This window comes from Pseudomonas sp. SC11 (assembly GCF_047039205.1).
Taxonomy (GTDB): domain Bacteria; phylum Pseudomonadota; class Gammaproteobacteria; order Pseudomonadales; family Pseudomonadaceae; genus Aquipseudomonas; species Aquipseudomonas boreofloridensis.
The window spans coordinates 646,119-667,562 of sequence record NZ_CP178183.1 but is presented as its reverse complement, the minus strand read 5'-3'; the positions used below and the strand labels follow the sequence as shown (position 1 = coordinate 667,562).

Annotated in this window: 20 protein-coding genes and 1 riboswitch; of the genes, 8 read left to right on the top strand and 12 right to left on the bottom strand. The window is 57.1% G+C overall.

Going from position 1 to position 21,444, the window contains the following annotated elements:
- Positions 1 to 54: 54 nt before the first annotated feature.
- The 6 genes from fdhE to ACK2SD_RS03045 form a co-directional block, all read right to left on the bottom strand.
- Positions 55 to 981 (bottom strand): formate dehydrogenase accessory protein FdhE, encoded by a 927-nt coding sequence (fdhE, locus tag ACK2SD_RS03070; RefSeq protein WP_116889472.1) that lies wholly within the window; start codon positions 979 to 981, stop codon positions 55 to 57.
- A 4-nt stretch (positions 982 to 985) separates the two neighbouring features.
- Entirely contained in the window at positions 986 to 1,642 is a 657-nt protein-coding gene (locus tag ACK2SD_RS03065; RefSeq protein ID WP_029614560.1) for a formate dehydrogenase subunit gamma, read from the bottom strand.
- On the bottom strand, positions 1,639 to 2,589 hold the full coding sequence (gene fdxH, locus ACK2SD_RS03060) for a formate dehydrogenase subunit beta (protein ID WP_039580784.1): 951 nt from the start codon (positions 2,587 to 2,589) through the stop codon (positions 1,639 to 1,641). The genes ACK2SD_RS03065 and fdxH overlap by 4 nt, the downstream gene beginning before the upstream one ends.
- Positions 2,589 to 5,657 carry a formate dehydrogenase-N subunit alpha gene (fdnG, locus tag ACK2SD_RS03055; protein ID WP_412461307.1) on the bottom strand — a complete coding sequence of 1,023 codons (3,069 nt, stop codon included), beginning with the start codon at positions 5,655 to 5,657 and terminating at the stop codon, positions 2,589 to 2,591. Before fdnG ends, fdxH begins: the two co-directional genes overlap by 1 nt.
- 237 nt (positions 5,658 to 5,894) lie before the next feature.
- Positions 5,895 to 7,613 carry a ubiquinone-dependent pyruvate dehydrogenase gene (gene poxB, locus ACK2SD_RS03050; protein ID WP_412461306.1) on the bottom strand — a complete coding sequence of 573 codons (1,719 nt, stop codon included), beginning with the start codon at positions 7,611 to 7,613 and terminating at the stop codon, positions 5,895 to 5,897.
- Positions 7,614 to 8,373: 760 nt separating this feature from the next.
- Complete coding sequence (locus tag ACK2SD_RS03045; protein ID WP_081323635.1) at positions 8,374 to 8,850, bottom strand: hypothetical protein; 477 nt, start codon at positions 8,848 to 8,850, stop codon at positions 8,374 to 8,376.
- A gap of 131 nt (positions 8,851 to 8,981) precedes the next feature.
- On the opposite strand from ACK2SD_RS03045, the gene ACK2SD_RS03040 reads away from it, so the two are divergent.
- A complete protein-coding gene (locus ACK2SD_RS03040; protein ID WP_153005849.1) occupies positions 8,982 to 9,950 on the top strand; it encodes a hypothetical protein in 969 nt (322 codons plus the stop codon).
- A 106-nt stretch (positions 9,951 to 10,056) separates the two neighbouring features.
- Here ACK2SD_RS03040 and ACK2SD_RS03035 read toward each other — a convergent pair whose 3' ends face one another.
- Positions 10,057 to 10,263 carry a hypothetical protein gene (locus ACK2SD_RS03035; RefSeq protein ID WP_058764366.1) on the bottom strand — a complete coding sequence of 69 codons (207 nt, stop codon included), beginning with the start codon at positions 10,261 to 10,263 and terminating at the stop codon, positions 10,057 to 10,059.
- A 367-nt stretch (positions 10,264 to 10,630) separates the two neighbouring features.
- On the opposite strand from ACK2SD_RS03035, the gene ACK2SD_RS03030 reads away from it, so the two are divergent.
- Positions 10,631 to 11,563 (top strand): hypothetical protein, encoded by a 933-nt coding sequence (locus ACK2SD_RS03030; RefSeq protein ID WP_153005850.1) that lies wholly within the window; start codon positions 10,631 to 10,633, stop codon positions 11,561 to 11,563.
- A gap of 456 nt (positions 11,564 to 12,019) precedes the next feature.
- On the opposite strand, the gene ACK2SD_RS03025 is transcribed toward ACK2SD_RS03030, so the two are convergent.
- Entirely contained in the window at positions 12,020 to 12,775 is a 756-nt protein-coding gene (locus tag ACK2SD_RS03025) for an anti-sigma factor family protein (protein WP_153005851.1), read from the bottom strand.
- A complete protein-coding gene (locus ACK2SD_RS03020; protein ID WP_081323636.1) occupies positions 12,772 to 13,278 on the bottom strand; it encodes a sigma-70 family RNA polymerase sigma factor in 507 nt (168 codons plus the stop codon). The genes ACK2SD_RS03025 and ACK2SD_RS03020 overlap by 4 nt, the downstream gene beginning before the upstream one ends.
- Positions 13,279 to 13,414: 136 nt before the next feature.
- On the opposite strand from ACK2SD_RS03020, the gene ACK2SD_RS03015 reads away from it, so the two are divergent.
- The 4 genes from ACK2SD_RS03015 (at position 13,415) to ACK2SD_RS03000 (ending at position 16,940) form a co-directional block, all read left to right on the top strand.
- Positions 13,415 to 13,768 (top strand): DUF305 domain-containing protein, encoded by a 354-nt coding sequence (locus ACK2SD_RS03015; protein WP_242871025.1) that lies wholly within the window; start codon positions 13,415 to 13,417, stop codon positions 13,766 to 13,768.
- 5 nt (positions 13,769 to 13,773) lie between these two features.
- The gene (locus ACK2SD_RS03010) at positions 13,774 to 15,243 is read left to right on the top strand and encodes a YncE family protein (protein WP_058764369.1); all 1,470 of its coding nucleotides are present in this window, start codon (positions 13,774 to 13,776) and stop codon (positions 15,241 to 15,243) included.
- A 29-nt stretch (positions 15,244 to 15,272) separates the two neighbouring features.
- Positions 15,273 to 15,647, top strand: coding sequence for a hypothetical protein (locus tag ACK2SD_RS03005; protein WP_058764371.1), 375 nt, complete (start codon positions 15,273 to 15,275; stop codon positions 15,645 to 15,647).
- Between the two features lie 129 nt (positions 15,648 to 15,776).
- Entirely contained in the window at positions 15,777 to 16,940 is a 1,164-nt protein-coding gene (locus ACK2SD_RS03000) for a TDT family transporter (RefSeq protein WP_058764373.1), read from the top strand.
- 165 nt (positions 16,941 to 17,105) lie between these two features.
- Here ACK2SD_RS03000 and ACK2SD_RS02995 read toward each other — a convergent pair whose 3' ends face one another.
- From ACK2SD_RS02995 to ACK2SD_RS02985, 3 genes are all read right to left on the bottom strand, one after another.
- The gene (locus ACK2SD_RS02995; protein ID WP_058764375.1) at positions 17,106 to 17,456 is read right to left on the bottom strand and encodes a DUF190 domain-containing protein; all 351 of its coding nucleotides are present in this window, start codon (positions 17,454 to 17,456) and stop codon (positions 17,106 to 17,108) included.
- A 10-nt stretch (positions 17,457 to 17,466) separates the two neighbouring features.
- On the bottom strand, positions 17,467 to 17,850 hold the full coding sequence (gene crcB, locus ACK2SD_RS02990; RefSeq protein WP_027597932.1) for a fluoride efflux transporter CrcB: 384 nt from the start codon (positions 17,848 to 17,850) through the stop codon (positions 17,467 to 17,469).
- A 107-nt stretch (positions 17,851 to 17,957) separates the two neighbouring features.
- A riboswitch (Fluoride riboswitch) is annotated at positions 17,958 to 18,018 on the bottom strand.
- A 151-nt stretch (positions 18,019 to 18,169) separates the two neighbouring features.
- On the bottom strand, positions 18,170 to 19,540 hold the full coding sequence (locus ACK2SD_RS02985; protein WP_412461305.1) for an IS3 family transposase: 1,371 nt from the start codon (positions 19,538 to 19,540) through the stop codon (positions 18,170 to 18,172).
- Between the two features lie 242 nt (positions 19,541 to 19,782).
- On the opposite strand from ACK2SD_RS02985, the gene ACK2SD_RS02980 reads away from it, so the two are divergent.
- Both ACK2SD_RS02980 and ACK2SD_RS02975 read left to right on the top strand, forming a co-directional pair.
- Positions 19,783 to 20,157, top strand: a complete 375-nt coding sequence (locus tag ACK2SD_RS02980) for a metalloregulator ArsR/SmtB family transcription factor (protein ID WP_153005852.1) — start codon at positions 19,783 to 19,785, stop codon at positions 20,155 to 20,157.
- Positions 20,151 to 21,440 (top strand): arsenic transporter, encoded by a 1,290-nt coding sequence (locus tag ACK2SD_RS02975; RefSeq protein ID WP_058764379.1) that lies wholly within the window; start codon positions 20,151 to 20,153, stop codon positions 21,438 to 21,440. Before ACK2SD_RS02980 ends, ACK2SD_RS02975 begins: the two co-directional genes overlap by 7 nt.
- Positions 21,441 to 21,444 lie beyond the last annotated feature (4 nt).

Sequence of the window (21,444 nt, the reverse complement as noted above, 5' to 3'; positions counted from 1 at the left end):
GGCAGGAGCGGGCTCACGCGCAACGAGCACGACGAGATCCAGCAGTGTAGCCCGTTACCCGCCCCCTGGCGCCAGCATCAGGTTGGGCGCCATCCGCTGGAAGCCCTCCTCGTTCAGACGCATGTCCAGCCCCAGACTGGCCAGATCGTCGGCCAAAGCCTCGGCGACCGCGTCGTTTTCCAGATAGCAGTGCTTGAGGTAGGTATTGCAGCCCGGACAGCATTCGGCCCGCAACGGCGCCTTGCCCGGCCCGTGGCGGTCATCCTCCAGGCTGGTGTAGCGCAAGTCCTTGCTCGACTCGCAGTACACGCACTTGACCCGCACCACATGCCACTCGCAGGCGCACAGCGAACAGGCCAGGTAGCGCAGCCCATTGTGCTTGCCGCGGTTGCGCACCAACCCGGCCATGGCCGGCGAGCCGCAGCAGGGGCACTGCGCCAGACTGCCGCCCGGCTTGAGCTCATCACTGGGCAAGGCCCGTCGCCAACTGGCCCAGGCCGCCTGCAATGCCGCCCCGATGAACGGCACCAAGGCCGCCGGCAGCGCATCGTATTGGCCACCGAGCAAGGCGATGCCCCAGCCTTTGCGCTGCACGTCATCGCTGTCGCGCAAGGTCTGCAACGCATCGGCCAGCGCACCCGGCGCAGGCGCATCGAAGCGGTCGAGCAGCGCCTGCAGCCAGATCAGCCAGGGGCCCTCGCGCACCAGACTGTCGGCCGCCAGCGGCGGCAGACCATGGCTGATGCACAACCGCTGACGTGCCTCGGCCACCGGCACGTCGGAAGGCGGATCATCCAGCAACTGTTGCTGCACCCGGCACAGCCGGGCGATCAGCCGCAGGTACTCGCCCAGTGCATGGCCCTGCGCCAAATGCTCGAGGCGCAACGCCCGCAGTTCGAACAGGTTGTCGGCGGGCAGGTGCAGAAACGGCGGCATCACCGCCGACGCTTCGATCTGCCCAGGTTCGAGAATCGTGCTCACGCGCTCATCCTTTCTTTCCACCGTGATTATGTGGCGTCTTGTCGCCGGTCACATCGCGGTACCACAGTTCATGATGCTTGCGTGCCCAGGCGCGGCTGACCCAACCATGCAGCATGGCGCCGATCGAGCCCTTGATCCAGATGCCGGCATAGATGTGCACGATGATGCTCAGCACCAGCACGAACGCCGCCAGGGCATGCATCAAGGTGGCCAGGCGGATCGCGCCGATACCGAAGAACGCGCTGAAGTAGGCGCGCCAGATCACCACACCGCTGACCAGCAGGATCAGCATGCACGCCAGCAAGGTCCAGAACAGCAGCTTCTGCCCGGCGTTGTACTTGCCAATTGGCGGCACGCCTTCTTCTTGGTTGCGCATCACCCGGTCGACGCGGCGCAGCCACAAACGGTCGTTGGCGGTGATGAAGTTGGCGCGCCAGAAGCGCACCACCAGGCCGAGGAAGAACACGAACATCGCCACGCCGAGAAACGGATGCAGGATCCGCGTCCACGGCCCACCGCCGAACAAGTTGCTCAGCCAGAACAACGCCGGATGAAACAGCGCCAGCCCGGACAGCCCGGCCATGAAGAACAGGATCGCGACGATCCAGTGGTTGGTCCGCTCGTTGGCGTTGTAGCGCAGGATAGGCTTGTTGTCGTTCATGGCCGCTGCTCCCCTTCCCCGCCGGGCTTGCCCGGATCATAGACATGCACTGCCGGGTCCACCTGATGCACGCCCGTATCGGCAGGCTCAGGGCGCTCGTCCTCTTCCACCCTCTGTGGACCGACGCGCACATAGTGGAAGAAGCCGGCCAGCACCGCCGCGCCCATCGCCAGCAGCGACAGCGGCTTGCTGATGCCCTTCCACAGCCCCACCAGCGGGCTGATCACCGGCTGATCCGGCAACCCGGCGTACAGCCTCGGCGTGTCGGCATGGTGCAGCACATACATCACATGGGTGCCGCCCACCCCATCCGGGTCGTACAGGCCGGCGTTCTCGTAGCCGCGCGATTTGAGGTCGACGATGCGTTCGTCGGCATGCACCTTCATCTCGTCCTTGCTGCCGAAGACGATCGCCCCGGTCGGGCAGGTCTTCACACACGCCGGCTCCAGCCCCACGGCCACGCGGTCGGAACACAGGCTGCACTTGTAGGCCTTGTGGTCTTTCTGCGAGATCCGCGGAATGTTGAACGGGCAGCCGGTGATGCAGTAGCCGCAACCGATGCAGTGGTCCTGGTTGAAGTCGACGATGCCGTTGGCATGCTTGATGATCGCACCCGGGCTCGGGCAGGCCTTCAGGCAGCCGGGCTCGGCGCAGTGCATGCAGCCGTCCTTGCGGATCAGCCACTCCAGGTTGCCATCGTCGCGCTCGTGCTCGGTGAAGCGCATCAGGGTCCAGGTGTCGGCGGTCAGGTCCTGCGGGTTGTCGTAGGTGCCGTGGTTGTGGCCGACCTCGTCACGCAGTTCGTTCCATTCCGAGCACGCCACCTGGCAGGCCTTGCAGCCGATGCACTTGGTGGTGTCGATCAGCTTGGCGACTTGCTCTTGCTGACGGACCGAGGACGGAACGGTCGTGGTGGCCGAGCGGGCGATGATATCTTGCTGGGCCATCAGATTTTCTCCACGTTGACGAGGAACGACTTGGACTCCGGCGTCTGGGTATTGCCATCACCGAGGAACGGCACCAGGGTGTTGGTCAGGTAGCCGTGCCGGGTCGAACCGGTGAAGCCCCAGTGCAGCGGGATGCCGATCTGGTGCACGGTCTGGTTGTTGACCTGCAGCGGACGGATCCGCTTGGTCACCACCGCCACCGCCTCGATGTGCCCGCGCTTGCACGACACCCGCACCCGATCACCGGCCTTGATGCCCTTCTCGCCTGCCAGCACCTCGCCAATTTCCACGAACTGCTCGGGCTGGATGATGGCGTTGAGACGAGCGTGCTTGCTCCAGAAGTGGAAGTGCTCGGTCAGCCGGTAGGTGGTCGCCGCGTAAGGGAACTCATCACGTGTGCCGAGGGTTTCCCACACCGAATCGAAGATCCGTCCGGCCGGATTGCTGATGACCTTCTTGTTATTCGGGTGCAGCGGGTTGATCCCGATCGGCGTTTCGAACGGCTCGTAGTGCTCGGGGAACGGCCCTTCGGCCATCTTGTCGATGGCGAAGAAGCGCGCCACGCCCTCGGGATTCATGATGAACGGATTCATCCCCGCTTCCGGCGGCGAATCGACCTTGAAGTCCGGCACATCGGTGCCGCCCCAGGACTTGCCGTTCCACCACACCAAACGCTTCTTCTGCGCATCCCACGGCTTGCCTTGCGGGTCGCTCGAAGCGCGGTTGTAGAGAATGCGGCGGTTGGCCGGCCAGGCCCAGGCCCAGTTCTGCGCCTGGTGCATGCCGTACGGGTCGCTGTTGTCGCGCCGGGCCATCTGGTTGCCCTGCTCGGTCCAGCAGCCGGCGAAGATCCAGCAGCCGGACGCCGTGCTGCCATCGTCCTTGAGCTGACCGAACCCGGACAACTGCTGGCCAGCCTTGACCGTCAGGCCGGTGGCGTCGGTCATGTCGGTGACGGCGTAACCGTTCATCTCCTTGGCCAACTCTTCCGGCGAGGGTTCGTCGGGGATCTTGTACGGCCAACTGATGTTGAGCAGCGGGTCTGCGTAGCTGCCGCCTTCGGTCTTGTAGCGCTGACGCAGGCGCAGGAACAGCTCACTCATGATCTGCACGTCGGTGCGGGTCTCGCCCGGACCATCGGCGCCCTTCCAGTGCCACTGCAGCCAGCGGCTGCTGTTGACCAGCGAGCCGTCTTCCTCGGCGAAGCACGTGGTGGGCAGGCGAATCACTTCGGTCTGGATGCTGGATGTGTCGACATCGTTGTACGGGCCGACATTGCGCCAGAACTCGGACGTTTCGGTGGCCAGCGGGTCCATGATGACCAGCCACTTGAGCTTGCCCAGCGCGGCGGTGACGCGGTTTTTATCCGGCAGCGCGGCGATGGGGTTGAAGCCCTGGCACATATAGCCGTTGACCTTGCCCTGGCTCATCATCTCGAACATGCGCAGCACGTCGTAGGCGGCCACGTCGAGCTTGGGCAGCCAATCGTAGCCCCAGTTGTTCTCGGCGGTGGCGTTGTCGCCATACCAGGCCTTCATCAGGCTGACGTGGAACTTGCCGTAGTTCTGCCAGTACGACAACTGCCCCGGACGCAGCGGCTTGGAGGCGCGCTTGTCGATGTAGGCGGCGTAATCCTGCTCGGCGTCACCTGCCAAGGTCAGGTAGCCCGGCAGCGAGTTCGACAGCAGCCCGAGGTCGGTCAGTCCCTGGATGTTGGAGTGTCCGCGCAGGGCGTTGACGCCACCGCCAGGCATGCCGACGTTGCCCAGCAGCAACTGGACCATGGCCGCGCTGCGAATGATCTGCGCGCCGATCGAATGCTGGGTCCAGCCCAGGGCATAGAGGATCGTCATGGTCTTGCCCGGCGCCGAGCACGTGGCGATCTCTTTCCACACCTTCATCATCTGATCGAGGGGCATGCCGCAAGTCATGCTGGCGATTTCCGGCGTGTAGCGGCTGTAGTGCTGCTTCATCAACTGGAACACGCAGCGTGGATGCTGCAGCGTCGGGTCGACCTTGGCGTAGCCGTCCTCGCCCAGCTCGTAACCCCAACCAGACTTGTCGGCATAGATCCGCTTGGCCGCGTCGTAGCCACTGAACAGGCCGTCTTCGAAGCCATAGCCTTCTTTGACGATGAACGACACGTCGGTGTAGTTGCGCACGTATTCGTGCTGGATCTGATCAGTGCTCAGCAGGTAGTTGATCAGGCCGCCCATGAAGGCGATGTCGCTGCCGGTACGAATCGGCGCGTAGTAGTCCGCCACCGAAGCGGTGCGGGTGAAGCGCGGATCGACCACGATCAAGCGCGCCTTGTTGTGCGCCTTGGCCTCGGTGACCCATTTGAATCCGCAGGGATGGGCCTCGGCTGCGTTGCCGCCCATGACCAGCACCAGGTTTGCGTTGGCGATATCGGACCAGTGATTGGTCATCGCGCCACGGCCGTACGTCGGGGCAAGACTTGCCACCGTCGGGCCGTGTCAGACACGCGCCTGGTTATCGAACCCCAGCATGCCGAGAGAACGGATGACCTTATGGGTCAGGTAGCCTGCTTCGCTGGACGCTGCCGACGCCGCGAGGAAGCCGGTGGTCAACCAGCGGTTGACCGTCTGCCCTTGGGCGTTCTTCTCGATGAAGTTGGCATCGCGGTCCTGCTTCATCAGCGCGGCGACGCGATCCAGCGCCTCGTCCCAGCTGACCCGCACCCACTCATTGCTGCCGGGTTTGCGCACTTCGGGGTACTGCAGGCGGCTCGGGCTGTGGATGAAATCGAGCAGGCCGGCACCTTTGGGGCACAGGGTGCCGCGGTTGACCGGGTGATCGGCATCGCCTTCGATGTGGATGATGTTCTGTTTGACGTTCTTGCCCGCATCGCCCTGGCTGTACAGGATCAGGCCGCAGCCGACCGAACAGTAGGGACAGGTGTTGCGGGTTTCTTTGGTGTGCGTCAGCTTGAAGTGGCGCACCTGCTCGGCGAACGCGGGCGTCGGGGCCATGCCCAACGCCGCGAGGCTAGAGCCTCCAAGGCCGACAGCGGCGACCTTGAAGAATTGCCGACGGTTGAGATCCATCGTGCACTCCTGATCAGGTTTGGACGCACGGTCATGGCCGGCGCCTCTCGGAAATCACGGCGGCGACATACAGAGGTCGCCAACGCTAAGACTAGCCGATAACACTGAAAGTGCGGTGACATGGATCAGTAAAAGCCGTAGGAATCTGTAGTAGGACCTGACCAACGGGCTGGCCCCCGCATCCCGCTCAAGGGCAACAGGCTGTGAGTGGCCGGCCAGTCCGCCAAAAGCCCACCCTCAACGCAGCAAATTGTTCTTCGCCAGATTCACCAACTCCTTGGCCCGACCATCCATGACCGCACGCAGCATGAACAGGCCGAAGCCTTTGACGTTCTCGGCGGTGATTTCCGGCGGCATGATCAATTCCTGTCGCTCACTCACCACATCGACCAACACCGGCCCATCGTGGGCGAAGGCCTCGCGCAGCGCCGCTTCGAGTTCCTGCGGTTGCTCCACTCGAATGCCCTTGATGCCCATGCTTTCAGCGAACGTGGCGAAGTTGGGGTTCTTGAGCTCGCAGCCAGTATCCAACAGGCCGCTGGCTTTCATCTCCATTTCCACGAAGCCCAAGGTGCCGTTGTTCAGCACGATCACCTTGACCGGCAGATTGGCCTGACTCAGGGTGAGGAAATCGCCCATCATCATGCTGAAACCTCCATCACCCGACATCGACACCACTTGCCGCCCCGGACAGCTCGCCTGGGCGCCGATGGCCTGCAGCATGGCATTGGCCATCGAGCCATGGTTGAACGAGCCAATCAGCCGGCGCTGACCATTCATCTTCAGGTAACGCGCCGCCCAGGCGGTGGGCGTACCGACATCACAGGTGAAGATGGCGTCCTCGTCAGCCAACTCACTGACCAGTCGATTGAGGTATTGCGGATGGATGATCGCGCTGTTGGGGCTGCTTTCGGCAAGCCCATCAAGGCTCTTACGGGCGTCGCGATAGTCGGCCAAGGCCTTGTCCAGGTGAGCGGTATCGGTGCGCTCCGACAGACGGGGCAGCAGTTGCTCGAGCGTGTGCTTGATGTCGCCGATCAGGCCAATCTCCAGCGCGCAGCGATTGCCCAGCGCCTCGGGCTTCAAATCGATTTGGGCAATACGTGCTTTCTCGGGGAAGAATTGCCGGTAAGGGAAGTTGCTACCCAGCATCAGCAGCGTGTCGCAATCCTTCATGGCATTGAAACCCGACGCGAAGCCGATGAGCCCCGTCATGCCGACGTCGTAGGGATTGTCATACTCCAGGTGCTCCTTGCCCCGCAGCGCATGCACGATGGGTGCCTTCAACTGCTTGGCCAGGGCGACCACTTCAGCGTGGGCGCCGGCGCAGCCTGCCCCGCACAGCAGCGTGATGCGTTTGCCGGCGCTCAGGAACTGCGCCAGCTCATCGAGTTTGCCAGGTTCAGGCACCACCACCGGCGGTGTAGGCGTCAACCACCGGCCGACCTTGGCATCGAGCGGGGCCAGTGCCACGTCGCCGGGAATCACCACCACCGCCACCCCGCGCCGGCTGACCGCCACACGCATGGCGCGCTCGAGAATCTGCGGCAACTGCTCGGGCCGCGACACCAGTTCGACGTAGTGACTGCACTCTTTGAACAGCGATTCGGGATGAGTGGCCTGGAAGTAGTCGATGCCGATCTCGCTGCTGGGGATGTGCGCGGCGATCGCCAGCACCGGCACACCGCTGCGATGGCAATCGAACAGGCCATTGATCAGGTGCAGGTTGCCCGGTCCACAGCTCCCGGCGCACACCGCCAGCTCGCCAGTGAGATGGGCCTCGCCGCCGGCGGCGAAGGCACCGGCTTCTTCGTTGCGCATGTGAATCCAGTCCAGTCCACCCAGGCGGCGCATGGAGTCGGTGAACCCGTTCAATGAATCGCCGACAACCCCGTAAACACGTTTGACGCCGGCTTGTTTGAGGGTGTTGACCATGAAATCAGCAGCGGTGGCCATGGGAGGGTCCTTGAATGACGGTGAGTTCAAGGTCTGAGTCCAGGCAAAACGCGCGTGTTCCAACGCGATCATTAAGAAAAAGCTAAGCGGCCCAACGATCAGTCGTCACATTCAGTGGAATGGATATCGGCGGGCAGAAAAAAAGCGAAGCCAGGTTTCTGGCTTCGCTTTGGGTGTTTACCGCGTCGAGGACGGTTTCTCAGAACGGTAGTTCACATAAGCCAACGCTAGATCCCAAGCCGAACACCTCGAAAGCCCTCACTACCATGAGCCTGCCACAAGGCCTACGCTTCGACTCCCCAAAAACGTAAAGAAACGTCTTGCCCAGCAGACCGATTGCTCGCCTGCCTCTCATGAGACACAAACCTCGTAAAGGTGACCTTTACGTCGGTTCGTGCTGAGCCCTCGTACCTCACCTACAGCCGACACTACAGACTACCCGCCCTTCGAAAGGGATACCCCCGATGACCTTCGAAGCATCCTAGTGGTGTGAAACCGCGCCACTGTGTGATCTGAGCCCTGAGCTGCGGAACTCAGGCCTCGGCTTGGCCCGGTACGCAAGCGCTTACGACCCGACCGACGAAACTGCGTAGCTATGACAGGGAACTCATCATCGACCCGTGTGAGCCCTAGTGAACCCTATACTGATCCAACTCGGCGGTACTACGTACCCCAGAAAGGCCCTGAAGTAGGGTTAATTTTGACGACGCATCATTTTCCTGGTGGAAGATACGCGCCAGTACCTTCCTTCTCAATCAGTCTACGATGACACTTGCTTAGCCTCCCAAAGAAAGAGAGCCTGAAGCTCATCTGATTTCAAATGTTTGTGCGCCCTCTCCAGTAGGCTTGATACTTTCTTTTTGCTTGATTCAAAAGGCATCCAGTCGTCTAAAACTACAAAATTTGGACTCTCACATCTCATTACAGCGTCAAGCACCATATCGACTATAGCTCTACTATGGGTTGCCGCATACACGGGGGCGGCCTCGTAAAGAATCCCCACAGAATTTAAAATATCCGTGCAGTCGTATATTTCTTCCAGCCCAAAAATCCCAGTCGTATCCGTGCAGCAACCTTTTCCAGATATAAATGATCGCGATAGCCTATCCCTAGGCCGAAAGAAAGTTTGTTCAAGATGCCAATCCCCTGTCCCCTCAGGCGATGGAAGATTTAATGCAGCCATACCTCCCAAATAACATCCATCCGAAAGTTTAGGAATTACAAATCGAGACTGCATCCACCCTCCTTTTATGTTCCGCCCGCCCTTAAAAGCACCTTGAGAATTGACTAGAGCGTGGGTCACGGCTGAAAATCAGCTATAAAATAGCTCTTCCGCTCAGAACCTTCCCCCCTTTGGAGTCTAGTCGCGTGCTTCCGTACGTATCCGCTTACATAGTTTTCGCCGTTATGTACTGCCTGGCAGCAAAATATTATGGCCGCCCGATCTTCATCAAAACCAGATCCAAACATTTTCCCTGGAAAATTAATTACAATTTTCGTTGGTGGCGGGCGCAGGAGTGGTGGGCAGCCGTAGCCGCCTTATCGTTTCTCCTCTATGGGCTGTCTTACGTGTGGACTTTCACGGGGGGCACACCACTCCCGAAGCTCCGCTTTTCTTTGATAGCCATCACATGCGTAAGCTCAACAATTCTTTCCATAAAGCATTATAGTTTAGTAGAAAAGTTTAAAAGAAACAGCTGGTGGCTTACAATAATTTCGGCCACCTCGACATTTTTCCTGCTGATAATTTCCAGCGCCTACAGTGACTCTTTTATATTAAACGCTACTCGCGTCGACCCTTCAAAGCTTTCTCTTGCCCAGAAGGCAGTTTCTACAGCCATATTGATATCGATTTGGACGTACATTGCCACCCTCCTACTATGCATAGTCGTTCTGGCAAATTATCTTTGGGACATGGCAACATATCAAAGCGTTATCCCTGCATTAGACCCTAGCACTGGCATACCTATCAACCGAAATGACTATAATTCGAGCGCAGTCTCAAGGCACTCCATTCAAATAAAAATAGCGGTTAACATTGGTGCGTTTGTCACACTAATAACCTTAAGCACTTTGTGGGGTGAGATCACTAGCCAGTACAAATTAGGCTTGGAAAAACTGATTGTGTTTTCCTCTTTCCATATGAAACCGAAGGACTGCGGCCTTCGCGGAATGGCATCAGAAGCTCAAGTAGCATTGATTGAAGAAAATCTTGCCGTTGTTGCCATCCCCGCACAAGACGGTTATGGCTTCATTACTACTTCATGTAAAGTGTTATCCAAATCGGAAATGGACACGCTAATTATTCAAAAGATGAAACGAGATGACTATTTTTAGGGTTTTGGCGGGACGTATTAGAAATGAGGTAGAAACACTAAACTTTCCAAGCTTGCTCGATCCGAGTGTCAAATCGTTGGCTAAGATACCCTGCCTTATCCTCCACTCAGCCCATCAACAATGCGAGCTGTACGCAGGTGCCTAGCCTGTGCTTGAGGCTTACAGGAGAGTCTAGGGGAGCCATTATCTTGTCAGCAATAGCGCGTTGCTCCGAGGTGAGGAAGTCACCAAAAATCTCGCCAAGCCGATAGATTTCTGCGAGCAGGATCTCCGCCTTGGAATAGGTAAATTTTTCGTGATAGATACGGGTCAATCAGAACAGGGCGTACTGGATCAGCACCTTGGTATCATGGATGGGATAAGGCAGTTGCAGGTTCACGGTGTTTACATAGTAAGGCCGCTCTAGATTGAACATTCCGGCATAGATCCCTATGTGCAATAACTGGTACAAGGACTATTGGGAACTTGCGGACGATCGACGTCTGGTGACGCTACAAAGATGGGTACGGAAGGCTAGCAAAACCAAGGAGCAATACTCTAAGATTTGCCGTGTGCAGATGCTTATAAGCGACTGCAAGATCAACCTCAACTGGCTCTCCACCCACCGAAATATTTCGGACCTTTCATCCTAAAACCTCATAAAATATTGCAACCACATATAATCAATACAGAGACCACCAATGATGCAACTGGAAAACTTGATAGAGGAATTAATTGCACAACATCAGATACTCTACAGCTCTCTCTTCAAAACAATTAATTTCTTAAAAGAGATCAGCAACTCAGCCTTCACGACATCTCTCGCAGGAGCGTTCGCAGGCGCCTATGCTGCACAAAGAACAGCTGAAAGATCCAAAATCCGCGAAGAGCTAATAAGAGAAGTAAGAAACATAAATAGCGCAGTTACACTAGCAATCTCAATAACTAATCTAGGCGCAGCTGTTAAAAGTCAATTCCTAAATGAGCTCATAAAACAATATGAGTCCGACAGCAAAGCTTATAACAACCACGTACGAGCACTGCAAACATCACAGGAAAACGTATCCCCGCTAGAAATAAGGCCAAACTTCACAACACTACAAGAACTAACCCCGCCAATCTCCACATTATTAGAAATTGTTTTTAGTAAAATAACAGCTACTGGAAGAGCAATAGCAAGTGCAAGCGCACTAGCAGACGCGTTAGCTAACCACAACTACGCCGTAACCAAAAGAAATGAGATTATCAACAAGATTGCAAACATCGAAGCACGAGACACAACTAGTATCGCGCTCATGTACTTAGGAGCCCCCAATAAAGCAGGAAAAGTCGACAATCAATATGGAAGCACTCTAGCCGCTATAAAGATGTATACTGACGACGTTATATTTTTCGGTGTCAAGCTATGCGAGGACTTAAGTGAACACGGAAAATTGCTCGTTAAAAATAACGAAAAATATCTAAAAAAATCACAAACAACCCTTATCAAGATAGACACAACAAAACTGAAAAATGAAGGTTTTTTGCCTAAAGATGAAGAATATCAAAGCTGGCTGAGTGGATTCCAATCAGAGGCTAAAGAGAAGCCAAAAAATCGATTTTATCGCCTTTTTTCAAAGAAGCCGCAACTTTGAAATTATAAATCCGCCGCGTTGCTTTTACTAAATACCCTCATGACAGGGTATAGTGGATAAATATTTGCGGGGCGGGTCCCACTTGCTGTGCAAGAGCTTTAGTGCCCGATCAGACGCCTGCGTATCTCTCACGTAAGTTCTTTGATAACAGCCTATCCAAGTGGATCGTTGACGCCCGATAATAAAATCATTAAAACCAGGGAATAGTTTCGCCTGATTAGGCTACTATTGAATGAATGACAAATGCCTACCTGTGTAATTTGGGTTCTCTAGATCCCTGACCGCTTTGAGTGCACGCTAGGTTTCCCTCTTCTGCAACCGCCGTTTCGACCACGTCGAACTTCTACTCAGGCGTAGGGATAGACATCGCCTACTACCGCGACCTCAAGCCCTGAAATGACCCCCAAATGTTGGACAGGGTTGATTTCCAGCAACGAGCACTGGTCTGAACGGGAACTAGAGAGGTGGCCTCTGCGAGATCGCCTCACGCAAGGTATCAAACGATGCTTCGCTAGGACTTACTAACGCGAAGTTATAGCCCTGTCCTGACCAGTAGTCAGCCGTGACATCACTTTCCCTACGAGAACCCTGACCAACGTCGCGCTGGCTGTTGGGATGCCGCACATAGAAGATCACTTGGCGCCCTTTCGTGTCGCGGTAGAGCACCATCGCGGCGGCGCCGGTGTCCGTGGCCATGAGACGACCACCCACTGGGATCAAGCCGAAGCGCTCCAGGTTAGGGAGGGCGGGCGCCTGCACAAATGTCTTTTCAAGCCAATGCTGAATCGCACCGTCCTGGCCGGTTACATCGACTGGCGGCCTCCCTTCGGCGCTCGCAAATAGTCGATAAGCCTCCACGGCATCCGCCATTGGAACGTGCGCCCGCCGCAGCATCGATTCCCGTGCCTGCCACCCTAAGCCGCTACCCAGGCCTAAAGTCAGCACTAGCGAAGCGAGATAGGTCATACGCCTTTTACGTCTGGCGACTATCCGGTGTCGCACGACTGCTGGCATAAGGTGTGTCGGTAAAGGCTCAAGCACGGGAGAAAAAATCAGCCGTAGCCGACGATTCTGCTCGCGGATATCAGCTACCTGTGCAGCATCTTCCGGATGGGTTGCAAGATAGCGCATCACCTCCTCGTGCCGCAGCGCATCCAACTGATTGTCGGCATAAGCCATCAACTCTTCAGGAGTAGGAGGTTGATACATCATTTCAATACTCGCAGAGCGGCGGTAACTGAAGGACTTTCGTGAATCTGTCTCAAGGCCGCGCGTGCCCGCGCCAAACGAGACATGACGGTTCCAAGTGGAATGCCAAGCGCCTGTGAAACATCGCGATAGCTCATGCCTTCCACCGCGACCAACAGCAGCAGGGCACGCTGTTCATCACTGAGTTGCTCAAGATTCGTCAATGCTTCTTGATTCAGATAGACCGTCTCAGCCGAAGGCTCAACCAAGACCTCTTGGAATCCTAGCCACTCCAGCAGACGACCGTAGCGACGCTCACGACGTCGGCTATCAACGAATTGGCGGTACAGGATGGTAAACAGCCAGGCTCGCACATCACCGTCGGGATAGCGCGTGTTCCCATGCGTAAGCGCCCGTTCTAGACAACTCTGGACCAAGTCATCGGCGCTGGCTTCGTGACGAGTAAGGGATCTTGCGAAGCGACGCAGAGACGGTAGCAGCTGAGAAAGCGTGGCGTCATCAAGCATGGACGTTCCCCTGGTATCGCTGACAGACGCTTGAGCTGACCTTTTATTCCCCACAATTTTTATTTTTGTAGGTATGGAATAACCCAGACCGTACAGACGTCTTCACTGGAAACTCACCAATCTGCTGGAGCGCCACGTGTTTTCAGTCAAGCACCCGTTGTTGGCAGTCCCCCTTCTGGTGCTCGTGCTTCCCATTGCCTGGGCCGAACCTGATAGCAGTGCCGCCATGGCGAAGGCCGACAACCGCCAGGCCATGGATCAGATGATGGCCGCGATGCACATGCCCAGCAGTGGCGACGTAGACCGCGACTTTGTGACCCAGATGACGGCACATCACCAGGGTGCGATCGATATGGCGCGGATCCAATTGCGGTATGGCCGTAACGAACGCCTACGCCGTCTGGCCCAAGAGATCATTGTTACCCAACAACAAGAAATCGCCGTCATGCAGCAGGCGCTTTCTGAATTGCCCGCCTCTCCCACTCGGTAATCCTTATGCCTCGATTGTCGCTTACCCCGCTCGCCGCTGCGTTGTTGGTAATCTCCTGCACCGCTTCAGCCGGTCAAGTTCCGCGTGCTGCCGCACAATCCGACATCGCGATTAGCGCCCAAGACCGTGTGTATACGGCGGAGCAGTTTTCCAACACGGTATCGGTTATTGATCCCAGCACGAAAAAATTGCTCGGCGTCATCACCCTGGGCGACAGCCAACCCAAGAACCTGAGCCCTCTGTACAAGGGGGAGCTACTGGTGCATGGCTTAGGGTTTTCGCCAGATGGGCGAACCTTAGCCGTCGTAGCGATAGGCTCGAACTCCGTGTCTTTCATCGACACTGCCAACAACCAGGTGAAGGGTAAAACCTATCTGGGTCGCGCGCCTCATGAAGCCTTTTTCACCCCTGACGGTAAAGAGCTTTGGGTCACGGTACGGGGCGAGGACTATATCGCCGTGATCGACCCGGTGACTTTCAAAGAGAAGACGCGAATTGGTGTACCGCCAGGCCCTGGCATGCAAATTTTCTCCCCTGATGGCCGCTATGGCTACGTCTGCTCCTCGTTCACTCCGGAAACCGTAGTGGTTTCGGTTGCCGAGCATCGAATTGTTGGCCGCGTCGCTCAGGCGAGTCCTTTCTGCCCCAACATCGCTGCGTCTGCAGATGGCCAACAGGTTTGGTTCACCCTAAAAGATGTCGGTAAGACCCAGGTATTCGCAGCCAAACCGCCGTTCGGCTTGATTAAGACGCTTGATACGGGCGCGATCACTAATCACGTCAACTTGGTTCGCAATGCTCACGGAAGCTTCGCCTATGTAACGGTAGGTGGGGAAAATCGAGTCAAGGTCTTCCGAACCGATGACTTCAGCCAAGTCGCCAGCATTCCTGTTGGCGCTTTGCCCCACGGTCTCTGGCCGTCAGGAGATGGCACCCGGCTGTACGTAGGACTAGAGAATGCTGACAGTGTGGCCGTCATCAATACGCTGACCAATAGCGTTGAAACCACTGTGCCAGTGGGGCAGGCGCCTCAGGCTTTGGTCTACGTTCCCAACGCCGCTACCCAGGGCGCTGGGCTGGCAAATCTCAAGCCTCTAAGGAGCGCCGCCAAGAGTATTCAGATCGCCCTGGCTCCGCCGGGTGAGCACCAGCGTCATACCACTCAGGTGACACTTTTCGACCAGGGTTTGACTCAGGTCCTGCAGGCCTCGGTTACGGGCCTGGTGGCCAAGCAGCCCTACGTACTAGCGTTGGCTCGTCATGCAGACGGTAGCGGCGCTCTTGAGTCTCTCGCCGCTTTTCAAACCAATCCCGCCGGCGCAGCTATCGTGAATGCGGTAGGACCGATACGCCAACTGGTTCAGCAGTCCCAGGCGGATGAACAGCGCTACCTCGTCATCGCACCTGGTGCAGCCGATGCGCCAGGTGCTCCCGTGCAAGTGCAAGTGCAAGTGCCCCAATCGAAATACCAATAACCAATAACCAATAACCACCGAGGTCCAGCATGCTCAGACAAGTGTTGATTGCCACTGCCATTTTCTCCATGACAGGGCTGGCCTTGGCGGCCACGCCCGCCAAGGTTAGCGATACCACCTTAGGTAAGGTGCTTGTGGATGAGAAGGGTATGACGCTTTACACCTTCACCAAGGACAGCGAGGGTAAGTCCGCATGCAACGGCCCATGCGCCAAGAACTGGCCGCCGCTGATGGCACCTGCGGGGGCCAAGAGCGGTGACGGCTATACCGTAGTGCAGCGTGACGATGGTAGTCAGCAATGGGCCTATAAGGGGCAGCCACTCTATACCTGGGTAAAGGACAGCAAGCCTGGTGAAACGACCGGTGAAGGCGTCAATCAAGTCTGGCACGTCGCCAAGCCTTGATTGTGGAGCAGTCCCTGCGGACAACAGGGGCTGCTTATCTGCCCGGTAGATTACTTTTTAAATTATATTCAATTTTGCGGATAATAGAGCCGAGCTAGACTGATTGCATTCCTCAGCGGAGCTCACCTCATGACCTTAAAAGATGCTATAGCCCTGCGCACCGGCGGCAAGCCGCTCAGCCAGCTCAAGCAGCCGCTCGAAGTCGTTCGCCAGTTCACTCCCAACTGGTTTGCGGCAACGATGGGCACCGGTATTTTGGCTATTGCCTTAGCAAGCTTTCCCGTGTCGGTACCTGGCTTGCGTCCGATCGCCGAAGGACTGTGGCTGTTCAATATCTTGCTTTTCGTTCTATTCAGCAGCTTGTATGCCGCTCGCTGGATCTTGTTCTACAACGAAGCCAAGCAAATTTTCGCGCACTCCACCGTATCTATGTTCTTCGGCACCATTCCAATGGGGTTGGCAACAATCATCAACGGGATGCTGATCTTCGGGCTGCCACGATGGGGTGAGGTGGCTGTCACGATTGCCACTGGACTCTGGTGGGTTGATGCGGCCATGGCACTGGTGTGCGGAGTAGCGATTCCGTATCTGATGTTCACCCGTCAGCAGCACAGCATCGATCAAATGACGGCGGTATGGTTGCTACCCGTGGTGGCCGCCGAAGTGGCTGCCGCCAGTGGCGGGCTGTTGGCGCCGCACCTTGCCGATAGCGGGCACCAATTTACCGTACTGGTGACCAGCTATGTGCTTTGGGCTTATTCGGTACCTGTCGCCCTAAGTGTCCTCGTGATCCTGCTATTGCGGATGGCGCTGCACAAGCTGCCTCACGAGAACATGGCTGCATCGAGCTGGTTATCGCTGGGCCCCATCGGCACGGGTGCGTTGGGTCTGCTCGTGATGGGCAGCGACGCACCGGTTATCTTCGCTGCGCACGGTATGGCCGGAATTGGCGCCGTCGCGCAGGGGCTAGGCGTAATTGGCGGGATCCTACTGTGGGGACTCGGCTTGTGGTGGATGAGCCTTGCCATACTGATCACGTTGAAGTACGCGCGCCACGGCATCCCTTTCAACCTGGGATGGTGGGGCTTTACTTTTCCATTGGGCGTCTATGCCGTCACGACGCTACGTCTGGGAAGCACGCTTGGATCAGGCTTCTTTACCGTCTTCGGCGCCTTTTTAGTCTTCGCCTTGACTGCTCTGTGGGCGGTGGTCGCGGGACGCACCCTGGCCGGTGCCTACCGTGGGACGCTGTTCGTCTCGCCTTGCATTGCTCATCTGCAACCACGCAAATGAGGTCGGTTAGGTAGCGCCTCGTTGAGCAACGCTACCAAGCCAGGACCATCAGCCCACTCTCTACGACGAGTGAGCTGATGAGTCCGCAAATGGGGCTCAGTGAAAGCCATCCCTTGATGCCGTTGGTTACCGCGGCCGCCTTAACCGATTCAAAGGTGCGTCAGCTCAGGACGAGGGTGACTCTGTCTCTTGGGAAGGGCGGTGGCGTCCTACCGTGCCAATCTCGGCAGGCGTCTTGATGTAGAACAGTGCCAAGTCTTCCGACTCGAGGCGTTGAAACAGCATGTCGTGTTGAATTTGAGTCAGCGCCATCGTCACCTGGATGGGCTGATCGGCAAGCTCAAAAAAATGGGCGGAGTGGCGTTTTCCATCTTGGCCGAAGCCTTCAGCCGCCACTGACAACGTTGCGCCACTTAGGTGAAGCTCTTTAGCAAGATCCAGAAGCCAATCTCCAATCTGCTGATGTTCATGGCGACGATTTTGTTCGGTATAGAACGTAACGAGATAGTCGTTCATGCGATTGCCTCTAGCGTGGGTGAAGCAGGTTGATGGTCAAAATACCCAGGGCTGTCATGCACAGGGACCCCACGACATGAACGCTGATTGCGGTCAGCGCCATGAGCAGCCTTCCTTGCTGGATTAGCATCAGTGTCTCAGCAGAAAACGTCGAGAAGGTGGTTAAGCCGCCGCAAAATCCGGTAATCAGAAACAGACGCCATTCAGGCGCAATCCCGGGCCAAGCAGCGAAGATGGCTACGGCCATGCCGATGATGTAGCCACCTACAAGATTCGCAACGACCGTCCCAGGCGGGAGCGACGGGAACCAGGCATTTAGCTTCAAGCCCAGTATCCAACGGAGCCAGGCACCCAAGGTCGCACCGAGTGCGATGGCTATGAGCGGCTTCAGCATGGAACGTCTCCCAAGGGGAATGGAAGACTAGGGGCCGGGGAGGGATATGGTCGGTGCATAGCGCTGTCCTCGAAAAAGACAGGGCGCACCTACGCACCCTGCCAAGGGGTTACGTAGGCATCATCAGCACGAGGCGGTTTGAGGAGGAATGCCATCTCCTTAGCGGATCATAGCAGCGCAGCAGATGACTTTGAAGATGGCTCGTTCTTGAAGCCGACATGCCTGCCACTGCTTATTGAGACCCGGAGCATGCCTGCACTCCTCAAACGCCGAGGGTCTAGAAACCGATCGACTCTGCGGTAGCTATGAGGCAAACGTCCTATTCGTCACAGGTATTCACAGCTTTCGCTATTGCCAGACGATATTCAGCTGGACTGCGCCCACCCAGTGCCAATTTGATTCGCTCCTTATTGTAGTAGTCGATATAGGCCCGAATTGCTACTGCCAGCTCCTCTACGCTTGAGAACCTGTTGCAGTGGAAAAGCTCAGATTTTAGTACTGCAAAAAAGCTTTCCATTGCCGCATTGTCGAGGCAATTGGCTCGCCTTGACATACTCTGAGTCAGTCCATGCTGACGGATCAGCTGTTGGTAGGCAGGGTATTGATAGTGCCAGCCTTGATCGGAATGGATGAGCGGTTTCTCATGAGACCGAAGGGTCTTCAATCCGTCTTTCAACATACGTAAGACCATCTCGAACGATGGGCGCTCACTTATCTCGAAAGCCACAATTTCCTTATTGAAGAGGTCAAGAATCGGTGACAGGTATAGCCGGTTTTGATTGACACGAAACTCGGTTATGTCAGTCGCCCACCGCTGATTGGGCTGCGGTGCGGTAAAGCGGCGGTCCAACAGGTTAGGCGCCACGCAGGACTCAGGCCCTGTGAATGGACGATAGCGACGGCGTCGCAGCGTGCACTTTAACGACATTTCGCCCATCAGCCGCTGTACGGCCTTGTGATTGATCTGCTGCCCCTGATTGCGTAGCGCCTGCGTGATGCGGCGATAGCCATAGCGACCCCGATGATGCGTGAACATCGTCCGGATGCTCTCTTTGCGGGCACCTTGTTTGTCTGGTTGGCGAGTGACCTTGAGGTGGTAGTAGAAGCTGCTTCGAGGAAGACATGCTCCCTGAAGAAGCGCATCAAGTGGATATCGTGACCGCAACTCCTGCACGATAAGTGCTTTCTGCTGATTGTCCAGGTCACTGTCCTTGAGACCCAAGCTCATGGCTTTGCGCAGAAAGGCGTTTATGACCTGCAGATAGGCAACCTGCTTTTCCAGCTCTCGGACTGGGTTTGCGATGTGGGGCTTGAAAGCGGATGGATCTGGAACGGGAAGAAGGGGCAAGGAATCACCTCTGCGTTTGCTGGCCAACCCCTCGATACCATACCTCTGCCACGCATTGACCCAGCGCTGCATTTGGGAGCGATTGAGATTAAATCGCTCACTAGCCCGTCGGATTGATAGGCCTTCGACGATCTGTCGCACCACCTCGATCTTGAAATCGATACTGTGATAACGATAACGCGTTTGTAGAGCCGCTTTTCCGTGATTGGCATAGGCGCCAATCCATCCTTTTACCTGCACCACGCTGACGTCATGCGCCCTAGCGAGGTGGCCGTAGCTGCAATCGCCCTTTTGGTACTGAGCGACGATCTTCAATTTGAACGCTAGAGAGTACTTGGGCATGGTACGCCTTCAAGGCAGCGTCCAACTTTCGGGGGTCATTTCACCCACCCCGGAGCCCCTTCTCCGAGGATGACCAGAGCATGCCATGGCTGCAGCACCTGTACGTCCCGACGACCTTGACGCGCAGTGGAACGGGAATGGAAGTGGCTGGAGGAACCTACCAGTCAAGCGGGAGCTAGACTGCCAGCTAATACATATGTATTTTCGCATATACGATTTTCCATATATCCAAGGTCCTGGCTATGTCCCCCACCGGCTTCTTCAAGTGTCTGGCTGACGATACGCGCGGGCGCATCATGCTCATGCTCTGCGCTGAGGCAGAACTGTGCGTGTGCGAACTCATCCACGCGCTCGATGACAGCCAGCCGAAGGTCTCACGCCACCTCGCGCAGCTGCGGGCGTGCGGATTGCTTGAGGATCGGCGCCAAGGACAGTGGATCTACTACCGGCTGCATCCTCAGCTTCCTACCTGGGCGCGGGAGGTCTTAGAGCTGACGCTTCGGGCCAACCTGCCGTGGGTACAGCCTCAGATGGATCGCCTCGCCTCAATGGACAGCAGGCCTACCAGGCAGGCTGCTTGCTGCCCGCCTGGTACGGTGGAGAACGCGTCATGCTGATTGCTGCATCAATCTTCGTTCTGACCTTGGTTCTAGTGATCTGGCAACCGAGAGGGCTTGGCGTGGGCTGGAGCGCGGCGGGAGGTGCGGTACTGGCACTTCTAACGGGCACCGTCAGTTTGGCCGACGTCCCTGTGGTCTGGAACATCGTCTGGAATGCGACTGCCACATTCATCGCCGTGATCATTATCAGCCTGGTGCTGGATAAAGCGGGCCTCTTCGAATGGACAGCGCTCCATGTCGCTCGCTGGGGGCGCGGCAGGTCAGGCAGGCTATTCGCCTACATGGTCCTGCTGGGCGCCATCGTGTCCGCCCTATTTGCCAACGACGGCGCAGCACTCATCCTGACCCCCATCGTGATCGCCATGCTGGTAGCGCTGCGCTTCAGTCCGGCCTCGACCCTTGCCTTTGTCATGGCTGCGGGCTTCATCGCCGACACGGCTAGCCTCCCATTGGTTGTATCCAACCTGGTCAACATCGTCTCCGCTGACTTCTTCCAGATCGGCTTCGGCGAATACGCGTCGGTCATGTGGCCGGTCAATATCGTCAGCGTCGCCGCGACGCTGACGATGCTGTGGCTGTTCTATCGCAAGGACATCCCGGCGTCTTACGACCCACGTGCGCTCGAAAAGCCGCAGAACGCCATTCGCGATCACGCTACCTTCCGGGCGGGATGGTGGATCCTGGGTTTCCTCTTGGTCGGGCTATTTGCCCTAGAGCCGCTCGGGATTCCGATCAGTGCAGTAGCAGCGGTCTGTGCAGCTGTGCTGCTCATCATCGCGGGAAAGGGATCGGTCATCTCCACACGCCAGGTACTCGCCAACGCCCCTTGGCAGGTCGTGCTCTTCTCGCTGGGCATGTACCTGGTGATCTACGGCCTGCGCAATGCGGGGCTCACCGAGGCCCTTTCCTCCCTGCTCAACACCTTCGCCAATCATGGCCTGTGGTCGGCCACCCTGGGCACCGGCCTCACCGCTGCGCTGCTCTCCTCGATCATGAACAACATGCCCAGCGTCTTGATCGGCGCCCTATCCATCCAGGGCAGTGAAGCCAGCGGGGTCATCCAGCAGGCCATGATCTACGCCAACGTCATCGGGTGCGATCTAGGCCCGAAAATCACACCGATCGGCAGTCTGGCCACCCTGCTCTGGCTCCACGTCCTGGCTCAGAAAGGCATCCGGATCACCTGGGGCTACTACTTCCGCGTGGGCTGCGTGCTCACCTTTCCCATCCTAATCGCCACCCTCGCCGCTCTGGCCGTGCGCCTCAGCATTCATCCTTAGGAGA